The organism is Umboniibacter marinipuniceus, from assembly GCF_003688415.1.
Lineage (GTDB): Bacteria > Pseudomonadota > Gammaproteobacteria > Pseudomonadales > DSM-25080 > Umboniibacter > Umboniibacter marinipuniceus.
This window is the reverse complement of sequence record NZ_REFJ01000001.1, coordinates 472,370-490,550: the sequence shown is the minus strand read 5'-3', so window position 1 is coordinate 490,550 and position 18,181 is coordinate 472,370. Positions and strand designations below refer to the sequence as shown.

14 protein-coding genes and 1 riboswitch are annotated in these 18,181 nt (G+C 48.2%); of the genes, 8 read left to right on the top strand and 6 right to left on the bottom strand.

Translation table 11 applies throughout. The features are described 5' to 3' along the window. Window positions 1-11 precede the first annotated feature (11 nt). Window positions 12-1,373 carry an APC family permease gene (locus DFR27_RS02270; RefSeq protein ID WP_121875831.1) on the bottom strand — a complete coding sequence of 454 codons (1,362 nt, stop codon included), beginning with the start codon at window positions 1,371-1,373 and terminating at the stop codon, window positions 12-14. Between the two features lie 82 nt (window positions 1,374-1,455). Between DFR27_RS02270 and speB the strand changes: the two genes are divergently transcribed. Next, on the top strand, window positions 1,456-2,385 hold the full coding sequence (speB, locus tag DFR27_RS02265) for an agmatinase (protein WP_121875830.1): 930 nt from the start codon (window positions 1,456-1,458) through the stop codon (window positions 2,383-2,385). A 66-nt stretch (window positions 2,386-2,451) separates the two neighbouring features. Here the strand turns inward: speB and DFR27_RS02260 are convergent, their stop codons facing one another. Together DFR27_RS02260 and DFR27_RS02255 are read right to left on the bottom strand one after the other, a co-directional pair. Beyond that, complete coding sequence (locus DFR27_RS02260) at window positions 2,452-3,147, bottom strand: hypothetical protein (RefSeq protein ID WP_121875829.1); 696 nt, start codon at window positions 3,145-3,147, stop codon at window positions 2,452-2,454. A gap of 402 nt (window positions 3,148-3,549) precedes the next feature. Continuing rightward, the gene (locus tag DFR27_RS02255; RefSeq protein ID WP_170150751.1) at window positions 3,550-5,874 is read right to left on the bottom strand and encodes a TonB-dependent receptor; all 2,325 of its coding nucleotides are present in this window, start codon (window positions 5,872-5,874) and stop codon (window positions 3,550-3,552) included. A gap of 336 nt (window positions 5,875-6,210) precedes the next feature. On the opposite strand from DFR27_RS02255, the gene DFR27_RS02250 reads away from it, so the two are divergent. The 4 genes from DFR27_RS02250 to DFR27_RS02235 all read left to right on the top strand — a co-directional run bounded on the left by DFR27_RS02250 (window position 6,211) and on the right by DFR27_RS02235 (window position 9,968). Beyond that, window positions 6,211-6,888, top strand: a complete 678-nt coding sequence (locus tag DFR27_RS02250) for a GntR family transcriptional regulator (protein WP_121875827.1) — start codon at window positions 6,211-6,213, stop codon at window positions 6,886-6,888. Between the two features lie 128 nt (window positions 6,889-7,016). Then, entirely contained in the window at window positions 7,017-8,390 is a 1,374-nt protein-coding gene (locus tag DFR27_RS02245) for an aspartate aminotransferase family protein (protein WP_211327535.1), read from the top strand. 79 nt (window positions 8,391-8,469) lie between these two features. Continuing rightward, on the top strand, window positions 8,470-8,613 hold the full coding sequence (locus tag DFR27_RS02240; protein WP_211327534.1) for a hypothetical protein: 144 nt from the start codon (window positions 8,470-8,472) through the stop codon (window positions 8,611-8,613). Continuing rightward, on the top strand, window positions 8,610-9,968 hold the full coding sequence (locus DFR27_RS02235) for a Na+/H+ antiporter NhaC family protein (protein ID WP_121875826.1): 1,359 nt from the start codon (window positions 8,610-8,612) through the stop codon (window positions 9,966-9,968). The genes DFR27_RS02240 and DFR27_RS02235 overlap by 4 nt, the downstream gene beginning before the upstream one ends. Here DFR27_RS02235 and DFR27_RS02230 read toward each other — a convergent pair. Together DFR27_RS02230 and DFR27_RS02225 are read right to left on the bottom strand one after the other, a co-directional pair. After that, window positions 9,961-11,202: a sterol desaturase family protein gene (locus DFR27_RS02230; RefSeq protein WP_121875825.1), complete on the bottom strand. Its 1,242-nt coding sequence runs from the start codon at window positions 11,200-11,202 to the stop codon at window positions 9,961-9,963. The two genes, DFR27_RS02235 and DFR27_RS02230, sit on opposite strands and share 8 nt — an antisense overlap. Before the next feature lie 153 nt (window positions 11,203-11,355). Then, on the bottom strand, window positions 11,356-11,706 hold the full coding sequence (locus DFR27_RS02225) for a hypothetical protein (protein WP_121875824.1): 351 nt from the start codon (window positions 11,704-11,706) through the stop codon (window positions 11,356-11,358). A 50-nt stretch (window positions 11,707-11,756) separates the two neighbouring features. Then, window positions 11,757-11,862: riboswitch (SAM-I-IV-variant riboswitch) on the bottom strand. Window positions 11,863-11,970: 108 nt separating this feature from the next. Here DFR27_RS02225 and DFR27_RS02220 point away from each other — a divergent pair. Beyond that, window positions 11,971-13,794, top strand: a complete 1,824-nt coding sequence (locus DFR27_RS02220) for a DUF885 domain-containing protein (RefSeq protein WP_121875823.1) — start codon at window positions 11,971-11,973, stop codon at window positions 13,792-13,794. 123 nt (window positions 13,795-13,917) lie between these two features. Here DFR27_RS02220 and DFR27_RS02215 read toward each other — a convergent pair whose 3' ends face one another. Next, the gene (locus DFR27_RS02215; protein WP_121875822.1) at window positions 13,918-15,825 is read right to left on the bottom strand and encodes an autotransporter domain-containing protein; all 1,908 of its coding nucleotides are present in this window, start codon (window positions 15,823-15,825) and stop codon (window positions 13,918-13,920) included. Window positions 15,826-16,069: 244 nt separating this feature from the next. Between DFR27_RS02215 and DFR27_RS02210 the strand changes: the two genes are divergently transcribed. Together DFR27_RS02210 and DFR27_RS02205 are read left to right on the top strand one after the other, a co-directional pair. Beyond that, a complete protein-coding gene (locus DFR27_RS02210) occupies window positions 16,070-16,600 on the top strand; it encodes an NADPH-dependent FMN reductase (protein ID WP_121875821.1) in 531 nt (176 codons plus the stop codon). Window positions 16,601-16,836: 236 nt separating this feature from the next. Continuing rightward, window positions 16,837-18,138, top strand: coding sequence for an NAD(P)/FAD-dependent oxidoreductase (locus DFR27_RS02205; RefSeq protein ID WP_211327533.1), 1,302 nt, complete (start codon window positions 16,837-16,839; stop codon window positions 18,136-18,138). Window positions 18,139-18,181 lie beyond the last annotated feature (43 nt).

The window sequence follows — 18,181 nt, the reverse complement described above, 5'->3', positions numbered from 1 at the left end:
ACACGAGTCAATTATTTCCCTTCCGAAGATCGGATAAATACCTCTCCAACTAAACACGTGACAATAACACCCAACAATACCGCCCACTGAACACCTTCTCCTGGCACATACATGAAAAGTATCTTAGTGAGTGCGAGCACTAGCACACAGCCAAATCCACACAGCAAGGCTATTGGATAGCCTCCAGGTATTTTAAACGGACGCGTTCGTTCAGCGTCCACTCGGCGCAACTTCAAAAAAGCCAAGAAGAGTCCCTGATACGGTAAGAGAAAGATGACCGCACTAAAGGCAAATAGCGTCCAGAAGAGATCTTCGTTATTGCCAGCCATGAAGCCATAAAGCAGCAATAGCAATGTGCTCACAACACCCATCGCGATGGCAGCACCCACTGGCGCTCCCTTTGACTTGGAACTGATCGCAAAAAAGTTAGGTAGCTCTCCACCCACCGCAGCTTCCTGCGCAGCACGGTTAGAACCCATACCCCAGGTAACGCCATTGGAGAAAAAAGTGAAGAGCGCTAAGACCCCAAGAACCATCACTAACACACCACCGAAGGCGAAATCGCTAAAGAACGCGTTGAGGGTATCAACTAATCCTTCTACAAGATTGATTTCACCACTTGGTATAGCCACCAGAACAGCTAGGGTTCCGAGAATATAAAATCCGATGATCAGAATACCGGAAACAAAAATGGACCACGGAACATCTCGCTTAGGATCCTTCATTTCCGCACTACTCGCACTAATCAATTCAAAGCCCAACATCCCATAAATAATGGCCGGTAAATATTGTGAGCCGGAATCAATGCTGATGGCTAAACTGTCCCAGTTAATTGGATTCGCGATAGTAGTACCCTGCGCAAACTGCCAAGCACCCAAGATGACGGCGCTGAAGATCAGGATTTTAAAAATACCGCCTAGGTTAGGCACCCATTTGCCAATATTGAGCGCGATACAATTGCTTAGCATTGCTATCCATGTGAGCACTATGCCAATCCCTATTTGCCAGTTTAAGGACAGATCTGGCATAAAGAGTTGCGAGAAGATTCCTGCAAATAGGATGTAAATGGCGGGAATCCATACCGCGGTATTCACCCAATAGCACCAAGATGCTCGTGAGGCCCAACGCTTACCGTAAGCATCTCTAATCCAAGCATAAATCCCCCCCTGCTCCGGATAAGCACAACCCATTTCAGCGCAAATCAATGCAAAGGGGAGATAGAAAACGAATCCAAGTAGTACCCACCAGGTCAAACTAGATACGCCCACAGAAGCTGCCGCGGCCAGTGTATCTAAGAGGAGGATTGCCGATACGGTAAATAGCACCATATCGCGTCGGTCCAAGGTTTTTATGTGTGAAATGGTGTCTGTCATTGTAATTCCATTATGCTTTATTATTATCAATACCAAGCGGCCTTTTAAGCCGCCTTTAACACCAATCTACACGGAGATGGCTATGAGTCATAGCGATGATAATACCTTTTTACGCGAAGACTATTCGATGTTTGCCAACCAATTTAGTTTCATGGGTTTTCCGCTGAGCCGAAAATTGGATGCTTCGTGTGACACGGTCATTATGGGAGTACCATACGATCTCGCCACCTCGGGCCGAGCGGGCGCTCGAAGCGGTCCCAATGCGGTTCGCCAAGCAAGTGGCAACTTGAAGTGGGAGGGTTATCGTTGGCCCTGGGATTTTTCCGTCGATGAGGTGCTATCCCCAATCGATTATGGCGATGTGCAATTCTACTTTGGTGATAGTGAGCATATGCTTAGTCAAGTTGAAGAGGCTGCCTTCAAGATTGTCAGTGCCGGTAAGACCTTAGTCAGCTTTGGCGGCGATCATTTTGTGACGCTTCCGCTGTTGCGCGGGCATGCCAAGCATCATGGAAAGCTCAGCTTGATTCACTTTGATGCGCATACGGACAGCTACAAAGAGGACGAACGCTACTCGCACGGTTCAATGTTCTACCACGCGCCTAACGAGGGTTTGATTGATCCCGCTTCGTCAATTCAAGTTGGCATTCGCACAAGCTACCACCGAGCGGGTCATCCCTTTGAAGTGATCGATGCACACGATGCCAACAATTCCACGGTGGAAGATATTGTGCAGCGGATCAAAGACCGCGTTGGCGACAACAAGGTGTATTTGAGCTTTGATATCGACTGTCTGGACCCCGCCTATGCGCCGGGTACCGGAACCCCAGTTGTTGGAGGATTGAGCACCAACAAGATCCTGCAGGTACTGCAAGGCTTGAGAGATATAAACTTGGTGGGTTGCGATTTGGTTGAAGTTTCTCCGGCCTACGACCAATCGGAAATTACGGCACTAGCGGGCGCTACCATTGCCTTGCAGTTTTTGTACATGATAGCGTCCAAGGCGCGCTAAATAGCCACCAGCATAACAACAAGGCTAGCACTGCGATTTCGCAGCAATAGCCTGGTTGTTGCTAAATTAAAACTTCCACATCAAACTCAACTGACTGAAGTCAGCATCACTATCAGTGCCAAGCTTGTATTCCAGCTCCATGCTCTCGAAAAGGAGTACTCCCACGCCTACCGTTGTCTCGCTCGCGTCTTGCGGCCCCAGTGAACGTCGCCCACCTTCTGATATCGTTGGCGGAGTACCATCCCCTCTGTCAACGCTAGACCAATATTGATAGGTGTAGCTATGATGGCTCTTACCTACTGATATAAACGGCGAGAAGGCGTCAAACTCAAACTCATAACGAAGCCCATATTCAAAGGCTGAATCTGTCGTCCGAGTGAAGCGCTCGGTAGTAGTGATTGGTGACGGCGGAGGTAGGCTCGGATCAATAAACAAATAATTCTGTGAGGTGTTAGCAACCACGTATTCGTTGCCATAGCCACCCATTCCCGCGGCGTAGAAACGGAGCCCCTCATAGATCTTTACATCAAGTCCTAGCGACCAACCGTAATCACTCTCTGTGACACTAATACTGGAACAACACACATCACCCGACCAGATTTCGTTCTGGGTGTACGTTGAGGTTTCATAAACCGCTCCCACGCCAAGCCTGACGTCTTCTGAGAACCACTGTCCAACACCATCAGCCAAGGTGGTTGACGATGCAGTCAGAACGACCAACGCTCCACCCAAGCTTAAGGAAATACGTTTCTTACTATTCATAAATTTCGGTTCCTTGAAATACTACAAATCCTTACGAGCAATCACTCTAGCAACCCAATGTTGCACAATCAACTATCAGCTATCAGCTATCAGCTATCAGCTATCAGCTATCAGCTATCAGCTATCAGCTATCAGCTATCAGCTATCAAGTGTTGGGTAAATCGAAGGTTTAGTACAACGGAAATTTATCTACACAGCGGGCGTGACTAAAAGCGACAGATAATAAAAAGGCAGTCCCGAAGGACTGCCTCTCAAAGCACTCAGGGAAGTTCCCTGATTACCTTTAAAGTGAATGATTTGACGATAAGCACTGAAATCGATGAGCCTTAATTAACGGTACTCAAAAGGTACCAAACTGAATTAAGACTCAACGCTTAGCTGCGCGTAACGCAAACAATCTCTTTAGTTGAACGACATACCGAAGCTAACGCCTACAGTACGTGGCTTGGAAGGCCATACGTACGCGTTAGGAAGACCGTAGCCATACTCGTTGTTTTCGTCCGCGTTCTCCCAGCCACGCTCGAAGTAAGTCTCGTCAGTGACGTTCTCAACGAACAGTGCTACGTTCCAATCGCTATTGCTATCGTAACCTAAACGGAAAGCAACTTCTGTCCAAGGCTGAACGGCAACGGATTCGAAGTTGTCTGGTCCGCCGAACATTTCGCTCTGATAGATCACTTCAGTAGTGAAGAACATGTCACCGTTAGAAAGCGGCTGAAGATAGGTCACAATTGCCGACGCACTTAGCTCAGGCGCGAACGGAAGCGTATTACCTTCACAACCGCCACAGGCACCAACGTTGACCATATCTTCGTCTTCAGTAATCTCCGTGCTCAAGTAAGCACCGGCAAGGAAGATATCCCAGTTCTCGCTTGGCAAGTAACGTAGATCCATTTCAAGACCTGCGCCCGTTGCTTCACCAACGTTCGCAACCTGAGTAGAACCTTCGTCGAAGTAAGCAAGCTGAAGGTCATCGTAGGTGTAAGTGAACAAGGCAACGTTGAACTGCATAGAGTTGTCAAGAAGACGCGTCTTCATACCAACTTCGTAGCTCATTACTGTCTCAGGCTCAAACTGCATCGGGACGGCTTCGCCTGGGCTCAACACATAGTCATCACCATCAAGATCGTTACCGAAGATTTCGAAACCGAATGATGCGAAGCCGCCAGACTTGTAGCCTTTCGCAGCATTTGCATACAACGCAACATCATCATTGATGTCATAGTTCATTGCGATACGCGGCGTGAACTCACTCCATTCTGCTTCGTTTGAGAGCGCTCCGTCAGTCATGAACTCATAGTTGAAGTGGTTGTAAAGTGCACCGCCACTATCAAGAACTTCATTCATCATTTCTTTCTTGTCGAGCGTATAGCGAGCACCAGCGGTGATATCAAGACGTTCGGTTACAGAGTAGGTCAAGTCACCGTAGACAGCGTAACCCGAGTTCGCGACATCTACATAGCTCTGCTCAGCTTTGCCCATCACTTGATCCGCAGGATCAATTTGCTCACCCCAGTAGTCCGCAAAACCAGGCGAAGAACAGTCGGTAACAGGGCCGAGTGACGAATCAAAATCACCTGCATCGGTCATCGCAATAGCGCGACACATTGCGTCTTCGTCATAGATGTACTCAAAGAAGCCATCAATGTCTTCTTGGTATGCAGAGATACCCGCAAAACCAGAGAGTGGGCCATCGTCTGCGAAGGTTAGACGGAACTCTTGGCTAGTGTATTCTACGTCGTTCTTTTGACGGTAGTTGTTCACTAACTCAGGACCGGCGTCATAGTCTTCGAGGTAATCAAAGTCGTAAGTCTTGTACGCGGTAATAGAGCTAAGCGTTAGCGCTTCACTCAAGGCGAAATCTGCGTGTAATGTGATTAAATCGATATCAGCAGTGTCGAAACCCTCACCACCTTTCAGGTCGATATCAACCTTATCGGTAGGTAGGCCAGCGTCTGGATTCCAGTATACTGATGGATCCTGATCACGGCTTTCGGTTTGATACATTAAGGTCGCGTCAACGAAATCATCAACGTAACGCATTGCCAAACGAGCAGACTTGTTATCATGGAAACCTAAATCGTCTCCACCTTGCACGTTCTCAAGATAACCGTCGTTTTTCATACCGTACACGCTGGCACGGAAGTAAAGGTTGTCGGTCAACGGCTGGTTGATCGTTGCGGTACCTTCAAGGTGATTGTACTGAGCAAGCGTGAAATCAACGCTAGCTTCAAATTCGTCGGTTGGCTTATTGGTAATAATTTCTACTGCACCGGCAATTGCGTTACGACCAAATAGCGTACCCTGAGGACCTTTTACAACTTCAGCACGTGAAATATCGTAAAACGACATCTGAACACCACCGGTACGGCCAGCCCAAACGCCATCTTGGAATACCGCTACTGATGGATCACCACCAATACCGAAATCGTTCGTTACAACGCCACGCATCGCTAGCGCATCAGTGAAGCTGTCCTCAGTACGACCACTGAAACCAGGTGTGAAATCAACAAGACCACGAACGTCAGTGATGTTCGCCTTCTTCATGAAATCGCCACCGAATGCAGATACTGCTACGGGGATGTCCTGTAGCGTCTGCTCACGTTTCTGTGCCGTTACGAGTACTTCTTCAATTTCAGGACCTTGTGCTTGAGCACCCGAGCTTAACGCTACCGATCCTACTACAGCCAATACAGCAGCTGACAACTTATTATAATTAAACGTCATTTTACTTCCCTTCAACATTCAACAAACTAAATATTTTTCTAATTTTGATGAGTTTGCGGACTCCATTTCACCCCTCCGAAGAGAGAACTCTCTTTCCATGCCGCCCTGTAACCAATGTGATCACAATAAACAGGTAAATCCTTTATAAAGCGCTATGATTTCCGTGTCAACTACGAGCACATCTTAGTGAGAACCACTTATAACACTATAGGGAGCGTCTTACATGCGTTACACCCTCAACGCAGGCTAATAAATTTTTTTTGTACACTGGACAATTTACTAACATTTGATCACTATCGTTGAATAATAAAAATTTAATTGACGAGGCCAGACACGATGTCCAACGAACGCCCCCGTTTTAAAACACAACAGGAAGCCGTTTACTTCGAGCTGCGCGAAGCCATTCTTAGAGGGAAGTTTCAGCCTGGTAATAGCGTGACACTGCGCGGGGTAGCAGAAATGCTCGATGTGAGTTTGATGCCTGTGCGTGAATCCTTGCGTCGCCTCACTGCCGAACGTGCCTTGCAGCTATTAGACAATCGTCGCATTGCCGTACCAACCATGAGCGAAACACGGCTCGAGGAAATTTACATTACTCGTTTCACACTCGAGTCCTTCGCCGCTGAAAAAGCCATGCCCAACATCGATGCGCAAGCAATGGAAAAACTGGAGACTATCAATACGCTCCATAACCGTGCTATCGCTGACAGAGATGTCGAAAACTATATTTACCTCAACTTTGAATTTCATCGTCAGCTATACAGTTACAGTGGGCTCGAGGTAATCCTTCCGTTAATAGAAAGTCTCTGGCTACAAATCGCCCCATTCATGAGAATGATTAGTAATCGCTTTGCTGAGGAAGGCGACTTCGATGAGTCAGAAGATAAACATCTGGAGATTTTAGAAGCTATCCGCAAACAGAACGGCACCCGCCTTAAACATTTAATTCAAGACGACATTCTAGATGGAGTGCGGATTCAGCAGGAAATGATGGGCTGGGAAGTCTCCAATTAGCCGAATTGTGATCACATTCATCGCATTTATCTTGACACCACAATTGAAAATGTGATCACATTAATCGTTTTTGAAAATCGATGAGCAGAATCCACAGAGATTCTCCACACTAACTGGGATTTATATTTATGAACAAGCCAATGAACTCTGCTGAACTCAAAGCAATAGATGGTGAGCATCACCTTCACCCATTTACTGACTTTAAAGACCTTAAAGAGCGCGGTACGCGAATTGTCACTAAGGCAGAGAATGTATACATCTACACGGACGAAGGCCAGAAGCTACTTGATGGTATGTCCGGCCTATGGTGCTGCAACCTTGGCTACTCTCAGCCATCTATCGTTGAAGCGGTTGCAAAGCAAATGGCTGAACTGCCTTACTACAACAACTTCTTCCAGTGCTCACACCCTCCAGCGATTCAACTTTCAAAAGAGTTGACTGACCTTGCCCCGGCGCACATTAACAACGTTTTCTTTACTAACTCTGGTTCGGAAGGCAATGATACGGTTATTCGTCTTGTAAACCGTTACTGGGACCTTAAAGGTCAGCCTGAAAAGTGCAATATCATTGCTCGTAAGAATGCCTACCATGGTTCGACCGTTGCCGCGGCTAGCTTGGGCGGCATGGGCTACATGCATAAGCAGTTCAACACGCTAGGAAACATCCACCACGTAGATCAGCCTTACTGGTTCGACGAAGGCGGCAATATGACGCCTGAAGAGTTTGGTCTAAAGGCGGCTAAGTCACTCGAAGACAAGATTTTAGAGTTGGGTCCGGAAACAGTTGGCGCCTTCATCGCAGAACCTATTCAAGGTGCTGGCGGCGTCATCATCCCACCTTCAACCTACTGGCCTGCGGTTCAAGAAATCCTTAATAAGTACGATATCCTGTTCATCTCAGATGAAGTGATCTTCGGCTTTGGTCGTACCGGCAAAATGTTCGGTTGTGACTACTACGGTACTAAGCCAGACATGATTAACTTTGCCAAAGCGGTGACTAACGGCTACCAGCCACTAGGCGGAGTATTAGTTGGCGACAAAGTAACTGACGTACTAAAAACTCAGGGCGGTGACTTCAACCACGGTTTCACTTACTCAGGTCACCCTGCTGCCGCAGCCGCAGCATTAGCAACGTTAAAAGTAATGCGCGATGAAAACATCGTGGAGAACGTTGAGAAAGAACTTGGCCCTTACCTCGCCGAGAAGTTGGCAGTCGTAGCGGAACACCCACTTGTAGGTGAAGTTCGCTCAGTTGGGCTTGTTGGCGCAATTGAGTTAGTTAAAGACAAGAAAACTCGCGCTCGCTGGGGATCGGATGGCGAAGCTGGCGGTGCTTGTCGTCAGGCGTCATTGAATAATGACCTAGTAATGCGTGCTACGGGTGATATTATGCTTGTTGCACCACCGCTGGTGATTACTAAGGCTCAGATTGACGAGTTGATTCAGAAAGCAATGAAAGCGCTCGACGAAGCACACGAGCAGCTGAAACGCGATTTCGCGTAAGCACTTCGAGCAATCAAAACACCGGCTAAACGCCGGTGTTTTTGTATCTGCTGGCAGCGAATTATTGATCTTCGTGCTAGTGATAGAACAACAAGAACAACAACAAGAACAACAAGAACAACAAGAACAACAAGAACAACAAGAACAACAAGAACAACAAGAACAACAAGAACAACAAGAACAACAAGAGCTTATTCACAAGGAAAGGATAAACAAGCTATGACCGAGCACTTTGGCATCCTCAGCCTAATCCCCACAGCCATCGTATTAATCATTGCCATTATCACTCGTAGGACGATTGCCGCGGTAATTTGCGGCGTTATTGCTGCATTCATTCTCATTGATGGTATTAACTTCCTACCGTCAATTTCAACCGCTGTATTGAATGTTATGCAGGCCGAAGACACTGGCTGGGTTCTATTGGTCTGTGGACTCTACGGTAGCTTCATCGCTCTGCTCGTTCGCGCAGGAGGTGCTCAGGCATTCGGCAATATGGTCACCAAGCGGGTAACCACTAAACAGGGATCATTATTGTGGACTTGGTTGCTAGGTCTCGTCATTTTCCTTGATGACTACCTCAACTCACTCACTGTGAGTTCATCAATGAAGAAGGTCACAGACAGTCACAAGACCTCTCGAGAAATGCTGAGTTACGTTGTAGATTCCACCGCAGCGCCGATTTGCCTGATTATTCCCATCTCCACGTGGGCAGTCTATTTTGCTAGCCTGCTAGAAAGTAATGGGGTTGCAGCGGACGGAGAAGGTATAAACATATTCATCCAGTCCATTCCCTATATGTTCTACCCATTTGTTGCCGTAGTGATGGTGCCGCTCGTCATTACCGGCGTCATCCCCTTGCTTGGAAAAATGAAGTTGGCTGAGGAACGCGCCGAGCGGACTGGACAGGTCATCCCGCCGGGCAGCGAGCATATTGAACTCGACGACCCCTATGAAGCAGGAACCAATGATTCACCAAGCATCAGCCTATTCTTTGTGCCAATTTTAGTATTGATAGGTTTTACCATCTGGTTTGATATTGACCTCCTAATTGGCGTGATCGCCGGCATCCTGATTACATTTCTTCAATATTGGATAATGGGAGCACTCAAACCCAGCGAGATGTGTGACAGTGTTATCGCGGGCCTTAAGACCATGCTGCCAGTGCTAACTATCCTTATTTCCGTCTTCACACTCATTGAGGCAAATAATGCTTTAGGATTCACCGCTTTCGTCATTGAGACTGTCTCGCCGTTGATGAGCGCCAAGATGCTGCCTATTGTGACGTTCATCACCATGGCCTTCATTTCCTTCACCACCGGATCGAATTGGGGTGTCTTTGGCTTGGCGATTCCGGTTGTTTTTCCGTTAGCCGAGGCCTTAGACGTCAACATCTACCTTGTTGCCGGGGCACTCTTTTCAGCAAGCGGTTTTGGTAGTCAGGCATGTTTCTATAGCGACTCTACCGTCTTAACGGCCCAGGGAGCAGGCTGCAGCAGTTATGACCATGCTATTACCCAGCTTCCTTACGCGTTAATTGCGGCAGGTATTTCCGCGCTTGGTTTCCTAGTGATTAGCTAGAGCTAGATGGGTACTGCTCGGAACCACGCATTGTGTGGCCGAGTAGTGCCAATGCCAGACAATTTATTATGAGATAGCTTAGGAGCAAGTGAATGTGGAGACTGAGTGGTAACGCCAGCACTACCATCACAGACACTAGTAGTCGCAAACACTCCCAGCGATAGCTATTGATTCGTCTCTCCATCAGTCTTGCGCACGTTACCAGCGGAGTGCTAATCAACAACCAGGTCAACCAAAGAGTAGGCTCATTATAGCTGGCCGAATTCAGCGCGAAGAAGGTTGCTAAAAGACTACACACCGTAAGTTGGAAGGCCGCATAGGCAATCATTGGCATTTCCACTGACGGCTGATAGCGAGAAAGCGTTCCACCGCGAGCCATCGTTTTCGCTAGTGGGAAGTCTTCCTGCATTGACTCAGAACGCCAACCAGTCCTGCCAAAAACCAGGCGAAATGCCTCTCGCCAGTTTGCGGCCCTAGGGATGTCACGAAGCATCTGCTTCCAAACCTGTAGGTTCGCCGCCAGCGGAGAGAGACTCCTTACAGGAACCGTAACGCCATACGCAATTTTCAAGCCAGGTATTTCGTCTTGGAAGGTCCCAAACAACCTATCCCAAACCACCAACACTCCGCCATGATTCTTATCAATGTACACATCATTCTGACCATGATGTACCCGATGATTGGACGGGGTTACAAACACGCGGTCCAACCAACCCAAACGATCAATATAGCGAGTGTGAACCCAGAATTGGTAGACGAGATTAATTGCGCCAACCGTAGCAATGACACTAGGACTGAAGCCGATGATATACAGTGGGAAATAGAAGAGAAAACCAAATAGACCGCTACTTGTCTGCCGTAGGGCGGTTGTCAGGTTGTACTCCTCGCTTTGATGATGAACAACATGACTCGCCCAAAAGAAGTTACATTCATGACTAATACGATGGAACCAGTAGTAGCAGAAGTCGTAAAGCACAAAGGCAACCAGCCACATCAGTGGTGTCATCGCTATGCTCGAAAATAGGGTTACGCCACTGAGCAGATCCAAGTATATCCAACCGCCAATACTGATTAAGATCACTTTGGTAGAGATACTCCAAACACCAAGGGCCAGCGAGCCAAAGGCGTCAGCAAAGGGCATATAGTGTTTGCCACTACGATGGTCTAACCACCATTCTACGCCAATCAGAATAAAGAAGATTGGAATCGCTGCAAACACGATCATACTTGTCATTATCTAACTCCATACTAAAACTATATTCCTTATCTTGGTCACACTATCATAGCTAGCCCAGCCTCCTCAAGAAACCTAGCAACAGCGGCTCGCATTCTCGCTAGGGCTCAGAGATTGCTATAGGACCACATAAACTTCGTTTCAGCGGCATGTTCACTGCGCTTCATATTCACCTAGCTTTCGCTCACCAAAAACGTCCAGAGCCCAATAGTGTTGCTGAGATATCACGGCGATAAGTCGGTTCCTACCCCAGCGTTTTGCTTCACCGCATGGCAGCATTTTTGTAAGTGTTCTCGCGATACGTTGGCGCTGTTGTTCATTATTTAAGTGGAGAAAATCCTTGCCAAGGGGCTGACGAAGCTGACTTTCAAATAGCACCACGCCACGCCGCCAGGGCGTCTCGGACACCGTAGCATCTATGCACTCAGACCAATAGAGATATGGCTGAAAAGTCTTAGATATTGGCTTATCTAAGGTAGTTCGAGAAGGATTAGTGACTGACATTTATACGCTCCTAAAGTTAATAAGAACGCATCAAGTAAAGTGAGCTACAAGGAAACCTGTTTGGTTACGCTATTGCGTCACATCCTCCCAGTTAGGAGTAACCACCTTGCTCAGGTAAGCAGGTTGGCGAGGGCATGCCCTCTCTTGATGCTCCGTCCAGTATACCCATATTCGTTGCCGTGTAAATAAACTAGGGGTAATTAGCGAAACGCGATAAGATCAGTGTTGATTAACAACAATAATACTCATAGAAGGAATCTAATCATGAAGAGATTCGCAAAGTATATTGGCCTCCTGCTGATCATAGTTATCGCAGGCGGAGGCACCTTTGCCGCGTACGAATGGAATGCAGACAAACCGTTCAGGTTCAGATCTTTACTGGACCGAGAAGTTGTTAAGCTAGCCTTCGAAGACCCCGAAACACTCACTTCACTTGGGTTTCTAGAGGGCCTGGGCATAAAGGATCATAACGCGCACCTTAGCGATGCAAGCCTGGCCCATGACCAGCGGCTGATGGCAAAAGCTATGGAGATTAAGGCGCTTATTGAAGCCTATTCCGATAGCGAGCTCAGTGAAAACGACTTGCTTTCCAAGCGTATCGCACTTTATCTATTAGACTACCTTGAGGCCGCCGCGCCCTACCAATACCATAATTACCCTGCTAACCAATTATTTGGTATTCAAAGTGCTTTCCCAAGTTTTATGCAAGCTCAGCATCAGGTTCATGATCTCGAAGATGCAGAAAACTATTTACATCGAATGACCGAATTACCGCGTAAGTTCAATCAGTACATGGAAGGCTTAACACTTCGAGAAGAGCGAAACATACTCCCTCCTAGGTTCGTTGTTCAGCGTGTCTTGGATGAGATGAACGCCTTTGTCGCAACACCGCCAACTGAAAACATTCTATACACCGCATTGGAAGAAAAACTATCTTCAGCCTCGGACATTAGCGACGAACAAAAGAGTGATTTACTCGCACGGGCAGTGGATCTTATCGAGACAGATGTTTACCCAGCGTACGATACCTTCATCGACTATTTCAATCGTGTTATCGATAAAACTAATTCGGATGACGGTATATGGCACCTTCCGCAGGGCGACGAAGTCTATGCGCTAGCGCTGCAGTTCTTTACTACTACCGATTATACGGCGGATGAAATCCACGAGATCGGCTTACGTGAAGTTGACCGCATCCAAGCTGAAATTCTGGCTATCTTAGCCGCCGAAGGCTATGACACTTCAGTTGGATTCACGGCGGCAATGGAAGTTCTGAGCGCCAACCCTGACTTCTACTACGAAGACAGTGATGCGGGCCGAGCACAAATCCTTGAGGACTATCAAATCATCCTGGATGAAATTGATGCAGGGATAGATAGCGCCTTCAACATCCGACCCATCGCCGGCATGGAAGTAGTTAGAATTCCAGAGTTCAAGGAGAAGACTTCACCGGGCGCTTATTATCAGCAACCAGCCATTGATGGCTCACGACCTGGTCGTTTCTTCGCCAATTTATATGATATCAAGGCAACACCAAAGTTCGGCATGCGCACATTAGCCTATCATGAAGGCATCCCCGGTCATCACTTCCAAATCGCGATAGCTATGGAACTTGAGGGCATGCCGCTGATTCGCCGCATGTCACCGTTTACAGCCTATACAGAAGGCTGGGCACTCTACGCAGAGCAAGTCGCTTGGGAGCAGGGATTCCAAAATGACCCTTACGATAATATCGGCCGCCTAGTGGCTGAGCTCTTCCGTGCCGTGCGCTTGGTAGTGGATACTGGTATTCACCATCAGCGCTGGACCCGCGAAGAAGCCATTGACTATATGCTGTCGAATACTGGGATGGCGGAAAGCGATGTCGTCTCAGAAATCGAGCGTTATATTGTTATGCCGGGGCAGGCCACAGCCTATAAGATTGGCATGATGAAGATTCTTGAGCTTCGTAGCAAAGCACAAAATGCCTTGGGTGATCGCTTCGATATTCGCGACTTCCATGACGTAGTACTGAAAAATGGCGCCGTTCCACTCGCCATCTTAGAAGAGCTCGTTGATCAGTATATTGCTGAACGTAACGCGCAATAAGGACAGACTTAAGCGGCGGCTTCACGCTGTCGCGACTGACCACAAAAAAGGCGACTCAGCAATGAGTCGCCTTTTTAATGTTTTGAACCGAGCGCTGCGAATGCCAGCGCTCGTTGATACATCTTAGAGCGCGAAGCTTAAGCCTAAGGTGTACATGTCGCCCTTGCCTTGGTTATCAATATCTTGGTAGCGATACTGACCCGAAACCGTGAAACCATCGATCTCGAAACCTACGGTAGCGTCAAGCTCAGTGGCTGAGCCCGCTCGTTCGATAGACGGAAGCCAGAAGCTGTTTTCCTTGATAGTGCTAACGCCCATACGAGTTTCCTCGCGACCTTCGTTATCCGACTCAAGTTGGCTAGCACGAACATCAAAGAACCAGTTCTCACCATTATATCCGGCGAATAAACCGTAGCCCGCTGTTGTTTCACTCCAGCTCTGACTGTCAACAAACATAGCATTGGCATTCAACTGCTTCTCTTCGAAGTTATCGACACTTGCCTTCTTGAAGCTCGATACAACAAATGGGCCAAGCTCAAAGCCTGAATCCGCGAAGAAGTTATAACCCGCCTCTAAGGTCACGCCGGCAGTGGTGTAATCTGCGCTAGCGGTCTGGATACGATCCAAAGATAGAATGCGTAGGTGACGCGATGTGTCCATAGAACCATAACTGAACTCAGGAGCAACCTCACCATACAAGCCGCCAGAAATGAAGTTAAGCGATAGCGCTAAACCGAAGCTATCCGCGTCAACCGATGCACTCTCAACGCCGCCACGCATGGTGCTGCCAACTGACTGACCAAAGCTCAACTCTGAACTCGAGCCAGTGAACGCAATACCCACACGCATAGACTCACCCATTGGCGCTTGGTAACCCACCTGGAGCTGTTCGGTGCTTCGCTCGCTATTGGTCATGAAATCAGTATTCCAATCCGTGGTGTTGTTCGACACGTTTAGAAGAACACTTGCCCCTTCATTACCAAAACGGAAACGAGACATTTGCGTGCGGAAGCTGGCCATTTGATCGCCCGAGCTCGCCAATGCCAATGCTGGCATTGAAGAGTAGACATCAGGAGCCGTGAAAATTGCCTCTAAGCCAACACCGAAGATTGCATGACCAGCACCCGTTGGGTGTACAAAGTCATTAAATGCGAAAAAGTCTGGGTTTGCGTTCGGGTTGACCGAACCATCTGGAAGAATAGCTTCGAAGCCACTCCAGTAGCCCGAGGCCGCCGAACAGCTGCCATCGAAGCAGGTTACGCCCAGCGCTGAGCCCGGAAGTGCGAAGCCATATGCACCCGGATTGTCAAACAATTCAACCATTGCTGTGTTCACATCTGGCATGATGATGTTTGCATTGCTACCGCCTACTAACAACGTTAGGGCCGTATTAAAACCATCTACACCAGCTTTGGTTAGCGCTTTAGTACCTGGCGCTACCGCTTCCGAGAAGTTAATTGCGGGAGAAAGGTCCAGCGCCACTAGGTTAGGAAGGACAATATAATTAGCGCCCATCATGTCTAAGGCTGCTGCAGCGGTGAAGACATTACCAGCCGCTATAGAGATGTCACCAGGACCAAAGGAACCATCACCGTCGTAGTCCGGCTGCTGAAGAAAATCATTACCACCTGCACTCACGTAGTAAATGGCATTTGAATCTGCTTGCCCCATAGAGTCCTGCGCATAGGAAGAAAGCGGCCCTAGGATAGGGTGTGGTTGACCAACTGGCGATGCAACCGACGCGAGGACTTGGTCAGAACGGAATCCACCAACGGCATAGTTAGTGCCGCCCATAGTCGCGGGCTTTGGCGCGTCTAATTTAAGTGACATTGCGAAGAGCTCGACGCCAAGATATTCGAACTCACCCATGGTGTAATCTGGACCAACACGGTTAGTGGCTTTACCGCCGAACATTCCCGTGTCACTCAAACTGTCACCAAAGACATATAACTTAGAGTAAGGAGAATCTGCAAAGGCAGCACCGGACATTAGCCCAAGCGCAATACTAGTAGCGATTAGTGATTTTTTCATGACATCCCTTTTTTGTTTTTATGGTTTGTAACACCAGTTTACGCCAAAAAAACCTCTCTAGACTAGTCAAAAGTCGGCTTTTTTAGCGAATATTGCTTATTTTTCGAATCTAATCAGGCGTTTTTACTGCAGCATTGGCCGCGCCCATGTCATCTACGTGACCACTTTAAGATTGATTAACGCTTGGTATAGGCGCGGATAGCAGCTTTAATATTAAGATGACGTTAAGCCAAAGGAAGAAGCCATGAAGATCCTCGCTTTTGGAGCCAGTTCAAGCTCCACATCAATTAACCAGCAATTCGCCTGCTTCACCGCTAGTGCTATCGCCGATTCGTTTACCGCGGTTTCGCTGAAAGACTTCGACTGCCCACTATATAGCGCCGACGAGGAAGCGGCTAACGGCATCCCCGAGAACGCCCTGCAATTTCTAGGTCTAATCAATGAAGCGGATCTGCTTATCATTAGCTTCGCTGAACATAATGGGAGCTACACGGCAGCCTACAAAAACCTATTTGACTGGATGTCTCGCCATCAGCAAAAGGTCTTTAGTGAGAAGCGAGTCGTTTTGCTAGCGACATCGCCCGGACCGGGTGGCGCTCAAAACGTACTCAAACAAGCCGAGGCTTCGATGCCGTTTTTCGGTGCGAGTGTACTCGCTAGCTTTTCGCTCCCGAGTTTTTATACCTCATTCTCCGCAGAAGCTTTTAAACTGGTTACCGACGAGCACTTCCAGCGCTTTGACGTCTTCACAACCAGTGTAATTGAGCAATTATGACCGAGCTTAGCCTTTAATCTGATGCCCTCGGGGACTTGAAATTTAGGTCTCCGTGGTCGCATAATAAAACCATGTTGAACCTAGTGATCAATCTAATCCTTTGGGATCATTTCTGTAGTACCTCAGCCGCCTGGCAAGACATCAGCAGCGGCGACGAGCCCGACCCTGACCTTCGTTAATTTGTTTTAAACGCCTGCGGGCGCTGTTATTCATTCAAATATTACGAAGGTACCTTTATGTTTCTAAAAGCAACAAAAGACGTGCGTGAGCACACCAATAGTTACTACGCTGCAACCATCAACAATCCTAGCAATTATCCCAGCCTTGAGGGCGAAATTACGACAGACGTCTGTGTGATTGGCGGCGGCTTTAGCGGCGTAAATACCGCGCTAGAATTGGCTGAACGCGGCTTTAGCGTAGTGCTACTCGAGGCGAACCGCATTGGCTGGGGGGCAACTGGCCGAAACGGCGGTCAAATCATTGGCGGTATTGGCCATAAACTACAGCAATTCAAGCGTCGTATCGGTGACGATGGCATAAAGACTATCCAACAAGCCGGTTGGGAGTGCTGCGAGATCATCCGCGAGCGCGTGGCGAAATACCATATCGATTGCGATCTTAGCTGGGGTTATGCCGATGTTGCCATCAAGCCGCGGCATATTGACGAACTCAAAGCGTTTCAAGCGGAACAGCAAGCCGCCGGCTACCCCTACAAACTCGAATGGGTAGAGGCTGAACAAATGCGTGAGCATCACGTCAATTCCAAAAGTTATCTTGGCGCATTGGTTAACAAAGACGGCTACGGTCATGTCCACCCCCTTAACCTCTGCCGCGGCGAGGCCGCTGCGGCTGCATCACTGGGCACGCAAATCTTTGAACAAAGCAAAGTAGTTCGCGTTATTGAGGGTGATAAACCAAGGGTTATTACCGAGAACGGTGCGGTGACTGCCAAGTTTGTGGTGCATTGTGGTAATGCCTATATGGGTGACTTACAGCCCAAACTCGCCAAGAAGATATTACCGGCTACAAGCTGTGTAATTGCTACGGAACCCCTTGGCGACCTGGCTAAAGATATTATGCCTGGCAACCTTGCCGTGTGTGACCCCAATACCGCACTTGACTATTTCCGTCTGTCGGCGGATGGCCGATTGCTGTTTGGCGGACTATCCAATTACACGGGGCTCGAACCGAAAAATCTTATCGGCACGATGCAGGCAAAAATGCTTAAAGTCTTCCCGGAGCTAGCATCGTCCACGGTTGATTTTGGCTGGTCTGGGAATATGGGGATTGGTATCAACCGAATGCCGCAGCTAGGCAGACTCAGCCACAATGTTTTTTATATTCAGGCCTATTCGGGCCATGGCGTAGCACCAACTCATCTCACCGCGAGGGTCACCGCAGATATGATTGCTCAGCAGGCTGAGCGTTTTGACGTGTTCGCCAAAATTCACCATTGGAACTGGCCCGGCGGAAAACTCCTGCGAAGACCGGGTATGGCTCTCGGTATGCTTTGGTTCAAACTACTCGACGAACTCTAGGCTCAATGGCGAATCGCTTCATCGAAAAGCCGCAGGCCCTCAG

What these genes read in the sequence shown, in the direction of transcription:
- DFR27_RS02225 (WP_121875824.1), bottom strand. Translation starts at nt 11,706, where the DNA reads ATGTCAGTCACTAATCCTTCTCGAACTACCTTAGATAAGCCAATATCT.
- DFR27_RS02215 (WP_121875822.1), bottom strand. Translation starts at nt 15,825, where the DNA reads ATGAAAAAATCACTAATCGCTACTAGTATTGCGCTTGGGCTAATGTCC.
- DFR27_RS02245 (WP_211327535.1), top strand. Translation starts at nt 7,017, where the DNA reads ATGAACAAGCCAATGAACTCTGCTGAACTCAAAGCAATAGATGGTGAG.
- DFR27_RS02230 (WP_121875825.1), bottom strand. Translation starts at nt 11,202, where the DNA reads ATGACAAGTATGATCGTGTTTGCAGCGATTCCAATCTTCTTTATTCTG.
- DFR27_RS02220 (WP_121875823.1), top strand. Translation starts at nt 11,971, where the DNA reads ATGAAGAGATTCGCAAAGTATATTGGCCTCCTGCTGATCATAGTTATC.
- DFR27_RS02270 (WP_121875831.1), bottom strand. Translation starts at nt 1,373, where the DNA reads ATGACAGACACCATTTCACACATAAAAACCTTGGACCGACGCGATATG.
- DFR27_RS02255 (WP_170150751.1), bottom strand. Translation starts at nt 5,874, where the DNA reads ATGACGTTTAATTATAATAAGTTGTCAGCTGCTGTATTGGCTGTAGTA.
- DFR27_RS02235 (WP_121875826.1), top strand. Translation starts at nt 8,610, where the DNA reads ATGACCGAGCACTTTGGCATCCTCAGCCTAATCCCCACAGCCATCGTA.
- DFR27_RS02205 (WP_211327533.1), top strand. Translation starts at nt 16,837, where the DNA reads ATGTTTCTAAAAGCAACAAAAGACGTGCGTGAGCACACCAATAGTTAC.
- DFR27_RS02250 (WP_121875827.1), top strand. Translation starts at nt 6,211, where the DNA reads ATGTCCAACGAACGCCCCCGTTTTAAAACACAACAGGAAGCCGTTTAC.
- DFR27_RS02260 (WP_121875829.1), bottom strand. Translation starts at nt 3,147, where the DNA reads ATGAATAGTAAGAAACGTATTTCCTTAAGCTTGGGTGGAGCGTTGGTC.
- DFR27_RS02210 (WP_121875821.1), top strand. Translation starts at nt 16,070, where the DNA reads ATGAAGATCCTCGCTTTTGGAGCCAGTTCAAGCTCCACATCAATTAAC.
- speB (WP_121875830.1), top strand. Translation starts at nt 1,456, where the DNA reads ATGAGTCATAGCGATGATAATACCTTTTTACGCGAAGACTATTCGATG.